The sequence below is a fragment of the Streptomyces sp. SM1 genome (genome assembly GCF_002910825.1).
GTDB classification, from domain to species: Bacteria; Actinomycetota; Actinomycetes; order Streptomycetales; family Streptomycetaceae; genus Streptomyces; species Streptomyces okerensis.
This window is the reverse complement of the sequence record NZ_NEUB01000134.1, coordinates 1-5,490: the sequence shown is the minus strand read 5'-3', so window position 1 is coordinate 5,490 and position 5,490 is coordinate 1. Positions and strand designations below refer to the sequence as shown.

Below are 5,490 nucleotides of genomic sequence, written 5' to 3'. Positions count from 1 at the left end.
GGCCCGGGTCCGGTCGTACAACTCGCGGTCGAAGTAGGCGTCCAGATGGCTGAGCGCGTTGTGGATGCTGGTCTGGCGCCACATCAGCCGGGTGGTGGGGGAGGCGAGCCGGGGCCGGGGCAGCCGCAGTGTCCGGCGGGTGAGCAGATCGTCCAGCGCCCGCTCCAGCGGTCCGAGCCGGGCGTACGTCCGCCGGGCCCGCAGGCCCTCGGCGACCCGGGGTGTCACCAGCGGCACCAGCACCCCGACCACGGTCAGCAGGGCGCCGAGACCGGCGGCGGCGGGCGAGACGGTGGTGCCGAGCGACGACCAGTCCCGCCCGGACCAGCGGGCGCCCACCGCGATCAGCTTGACCACGCTGTATCCGGCCCCGCACAGCGCGCCGGTGCCGAGCAGGACCAGCCCCGCCCGCAGCCCGCCCCGTACCCCGCGTGCCCAGCGCAGCGCGGACACCGTGGTGACGGTCGTGGTGGTGAGGTGTGCCAGCAGGTACAGCACGATCATCTGGGCGATGAACGGCGTCGTCGCGTAGTAGGTGTCCAGGTCGGTGCGGCGCTCCACCGGCGCGTCACCGAGGGCGAACGTCACCGCGATGCCGAGGACGACGACGGCGTAGGCGAGCATCCAGCGGCGGACGGTCCGGCGCACCCGGGGTCCCCCGCGCCAGTGCACGATCAGGACCTGGGAGGCGGCGCAGTACCCGGTGATCGCCGCATAGGTGACCGGCGCCGCCAGGTTGGGCACGTCGCCGATCCGGTTGACGGCGCCCACGGTCGGCGGTGCCCCGAGGAAGAAGCACAGCCCCGCCAGCCCCAGCACCGCGCAGAGCGCCCGCAGATACGGATCACGCCCGTGCCGCAGCAGATCGGGGGCCTTGACCAGCAGGCCGAGCCACAGCACCCCGCAGCTGACGTAGTTGATGAGGCCGCTCATCTCTTCGTCCCGCGGTAGTTGAGCGCGGCCCCGATACGTCCCGCGAGGTCCTGCGGATCGTCGGAGCCAGCGCCGCCCCCGACGGCGTACCCGGAGCCGGTGGAGGTCTCCAGCCAGGTGCGCAGCCGGCGGCCCATCAGCATGCCGAAACGGTCGGCCTCCTGCTCCTCCGCCAGACTGAAGTCGGTGCGCGCGGCGACCGGTCCCGGGTCCGTGCCGGTGTCCGGGCCGGCCTCGCGGCGGCTCATGTGCCACACCTCGTGGCAGAAGATCACGATCTGGTGCCACACGGCGGCCCGCTCGTCCACCACCACGTCGTCGTGGCTCTCGCGCTCCAGCCACAGTCCGCTCGCGGTGTGCGGGGGGAACGCCGCGCGGTGGACGAGCACTTCGCGTCCCCGCCATGCGCTGACGGACGCGACGAGCGCGTCGAACAGCACCTCGGGATCGGCCGGTACCGCCACCTCGATGGGGTCGATGAGGGCGTCAGCGAGGCGACGCATCTCCTTCCTGGTACGCACCGCTGTCTCCCTGTTCCCCTGGGTGTGGCTCGGTCACCTGTGCAATATGCCAAGACGGGCACCGTCCGGGCCAGTTCCGCGTGCGGCACGGTCACTCGGTGACCCCCACGGTGTCCCCGGGTGCCGGCGCGCGGGCACGGATCTGCCGGATCACGTCGGGATGGCGCAGGGCCCGCGAGACGGCGCCGATCTCGCGGAGCAGTTCCGTGGTGTCGGGGTCGTGGCCGGCGTCGCCGCCGTCCGCGCCGGGACCGGCCCCGACCGCGTCGAGGATCACCACGGCCGCGGCGAACGCCCTCGCCCGCTCCGGCGGCAGGCCCAGGCCGAGGGCGGCGGCGTACGACCGTTCGCGCAGCCGCTCGTCGGTGCGGCGGGCGAGCGGCAGCAGCACGTCACGGATGAACGTCTCGCGCCGGGTCAGCCGCAGTTCGGGGCTGGCACGCAGGACGAACGGCAGGCCGGAGCCCTGTACGCCCCGCATCAGCAGGTACAGCGGCCGCAGCCGGCGGTGGGCCAGCCGGATCCGCCAGCGCTCGTGCAGGTACTGGCCGGCGTGCGGCAGGATGAAGCCGACCGCGATCGACACGGCCGACAGACAGGCCAGCGCGGGGGCGACGTGCAGGCTGAGCCAGTCCAGGTCGTTCCCGGTCCAGCGGGCCCCCACGGCGGTCAGTTTGGCGGCGTCGAAAGCGAGGTTCAGCGCGTAGCCGACGCCCAGGAACTTCAGTCCCCAGCGCAGCCAGGCATCGAGTCCGTCGGTGCGGATCCAGTTCCAGATCAGCTTCGAGGTGATGAGGACCGCGGTGGTGTGCGCGAGGAGGTAGAGCAGGATCTCCTCGCGCATGAAGGGCGTGGTGGCGTAGTAGGTGTCCAGGTCCCGGGTCCGCTCCACCGGCACGTCGGCGAGGGCGAACAGCACCCACAGCAGCGCGATCACACCCCCGTAGACGGAGACGACCCAGCGGGTGGCGCGGCGGGTGGAGGCGGAGTGCTCGGGCAGCCCGTCGCGCCAGGCGATGATCAGCACCAGGCAGGACGCGCAGAAGGCGGTCAGCAGGGAGTACACCCAGGGCGCGGAGATGTTCGGCACGCCGGTGACCCGGTTGACCCGGGCGATGGTCGACGGCGCGACGAACACGAACACCGCGCAGGCGAGCAGCAGCAGTCCGCCGACCGCGCGCAGCAGCGGGTCCTTCCACAGCCGGATGATCGTCGGGAGTTTGATCGCCAGGGCGGCGGCCAGCACACCCGCCGGGATCCACCAGAAGGACGTGTAGAACGCGCCGAGGGACGAGGCGGGCCCCATGGCCGCGTCCACGCACCCCATCGCGTTCCCTCACTCTCATCGCCCGCCGCACCGACAGCCGTTCGAGCCTACGCGGCGGGACGTGTCCGCGTCATGCGATGCCGGGTGCGAAAGGTCCCGCCCCGGGTTCCCGCCCGGGTCCTCGACGCGCGGGTGGACTCACCCTCCCGGTGAGTCCACCGCCTTCACCGGGACTCCGCCCCGCACCGCCCCCAGCAGCGTCAGCCGTACCTCGCCCGGCCCCGAGGGTGTGGTCCCATCGGACAGCACGGCAAGAGCCAGTGTGTTGGGACCACGTGTGCGCAGGATTCCGTTCGGCAGGACGAAGGCGTGCTGCATGTCCACATCGTTGAGGTACTGGCCCATGTTCCAGCCGTTGAGGAAGATCTGGACGCGGTAGGCGCGCTCCGGATCGTCCTTCAGGGTGAGCCCGACGGAGGCGTCCATGTCCGGATCGATGTCGAGGCGGAACTCCGTGCGGTACCAGGCCACGCCCTGCCGCCGTTCCCCGCGCGGGAGGTCCACGGCCCGCCACTCCCGGTCGTCGTGTCCCGGCAGGTGCCAGCCCTCGCGCTCCCCGTGCAGCCCGCCGTTGTTCAGGGGCCCGCGCACCCGGTCCGGCGCCACGGCCCCCTGGATCCGCCACTCCACGCTGCGTGAGCCGCCCTCGAACGCGGCCGCCATCAGCCCGCGCGCGGCCTTGTGGGTGTCCCGCGCCCGCTCGTCCCCGTCGTGTCCCATCGGCCGTACGAGCACGGACAGCACGTGCCGCCCCCGCTCGCGCAGTTCCTCCGGCACGGCGAAGCGGGCCGTGGCCGTCCACGTCCCCTTCTCCCCCGTGTCGCCGTCCGGCGCCGGCATGCGGTGGGTGCCGAGCGGCCGTCCGTCCAGCCAGGCCATCAGCAGACCGTGCGTCCCGGTGCTGCAGGACAGGGACACCGAGGTGAGGCCGCGCGTGTCGGTCAGCCGGCCCCGGTACCAGACGTCGCCGTAGTGGAAGCCGTAGTCGTCCGCGAAGAGGACCGGCCCGCCCTCGGGCACGGGCGTGACGCTGTGCGACGACGTCCGGTCGGCGACCGTCCACCCCGAGTCGTCGAAGTCCCGCCGGGACTCGGGGTTCCCGCCACGCCGCCGCCAGCCGCCCAGCCCGGGCAGGTCCACGGAGGGCGCGTCCGGCATCAGCCCCTCCATCACCAGGCTCCGGGCCCGGCCGACGTAGGTGGGCACCGGCTCCCCGTTCCAGGTCACCTCGGTGATCCCGCGCGGCCCCCAGACCTCCACCCCGGTGTCCTCGTCGACATCGCCGACGAGATGGACGGTGGAGTCGCGCGGGGTCGCGGAGCGCAGCATCGCCGGGCCGTAGACCAGCAGGGAGCCGGACGGGGTCTCGTACGGCCACAGGCGCAGCGCGGTCGCGTCGTCGGCGAACAGCAGCACCATGGGTGTGTCGGAGTCCCCCTTCTTGACGAGGACCCGGCTCAGCCCGCCCACCCCCAGCGGCGCGACGACGTTCAGCCTGCCCCGCCCGTAGGTCCACGCGGGCTCGTCGTCCGCCCGGTCGACGTTCGGCTGGACCTCGCAGTCCAGGGCGACCTGGGCCGTCTCGCCGTCGCGGCCGACGAACACGGCGACGTCCACCCGCCCGGCGGCCATGCTCAGCATGGGCTGCGCGGTGGTGTACGCCAGCTTCCGCCGGCCCAGGTCCAGCCCCGAGACGAGCAGCTTGGCGTCGTGGGGGGCCACGCTGACCGGCACCTCGATCCCGGTGTCCGGCAGCATCGAGTCGACCCGTTCGGCGGTGTCGTTGCGCACGACGTACACCTGGGCGCCGGTGTCGGGATTGGCCAGGTGGTCCACGGCCAGCCGTTCGTCCGCCGCCCGTACCTCGCCCGCCGGGACCAGCCGGGCGAGGTCGGGCACCGTCCGCACCAGATGCCCGAACTGCTGGAGCGGGGCCAGCTCCGGAGTGGGCCGGCGCCCCTCGTCGATCGGGGTGCCGGAGCCGTACGAGGTGTGGCCGCCCGAGCCGGGCAGCCAGCCCCACGAGGTCCCGCCGAACACCGGACGGACCTGCTGCGCGGTGATCCCCAGGGCGAGGTCGCTCAGGTGGCCGCTCCTCCCGTACCCGGCGCCGGCCCGGAACCCGGGCGTGCGCGTGCCGTCCCCGCGGGGGCCGAACATCCCCTCGCCGTGGAAGAGCGGTACGTCGATGCGGTCGGCGCGCGCCTTCGCGTACAGGTGGGCCAGATGGGCCCGTACGGCCGGATCACCGGCCCGGTCCCCGGCCGGTTCCTCGATCCGGTACAGCAGTACGGTGCCGCCGCCCCCGGTGAACAGGTGCCGCACGGCGATGGAGTCGACGGCGCTCAGCCACGCGTCGGCATGCCGCAGGTACTCCGGATCGTTGCTCCGCGCGGTTCCCCCGACGGCGGTCAGCCACCCGGGGAGGCCCCCGGCGTCCACATCGGCGCCGATGTACGGCCCCGGACGCAGGACGACGTACAGCCGCTCCTCGGCGGCCGTGTTCAGGAACAGGTTCAGATCCCGCACCCCGGTGAAGTCGTACTTCCCGGGCGCGGGGGAGTGGTGGTTCCACGGCACGGGGACCTCGACGGCGTTGTGCCCGTGGGCGCGCAGCTTCTGCAGCACGTCCCGCCACAGGGACGGACTCGGCAGCCGGAACGGGTGCAGTTCGGCGGACCACAGCATCAGGCGCCGGCCGTCGACCAG

At 73.2% G+C, this 5,490-nt stretch carries 4 protein-coding genes; all 4 read right to left on the bottom strand.

Annotated features, from left to right (window positions below; all coding sequences use genetic code 11):
• On the bottom strand, positions 1-933 hold a 933-nt coding region (locus tag B9S61_RS02935), incomplete at its 3' end, for an MAB_1171c family putative transporter (protein ID WP_103540776.1).
• On the bottom strand, positions 930-1,454 hold the full coding sequence (locus tag B9S61_RS02930) for a toxin (RefSeq protein ID WP_103540775.1): 525 nt from the start codon (positions 1,452-1,454) through the stop codon (positions 930-932). The genes B9S61_RS02930 and B9S61_RS02935, both read right to left, overlap by 4 nt.
• Before the next feature lie 91 nt (positions 1,455-1,545).
• Positions 1,546-2,781, bottom strand: a complete 1,236-nt coding sequence (locus tag B9S61_RS02925) for a DUF6545 domain-containing protein (protein WP_103540774.1) — start codon at positions 2,779-2,781, stop codon at positions 1,546-1,548.
• A 138-nt stretch (positions 2,782-2,919) separates the two neighbouring features.
• The coding region (locus tag B9S61_RS02920) for a beta-galactosidase (protein WP_258039525.1) at positions 2,920-5,490 on the bottom strand (2,571 nt) is incomplete at its 5' end.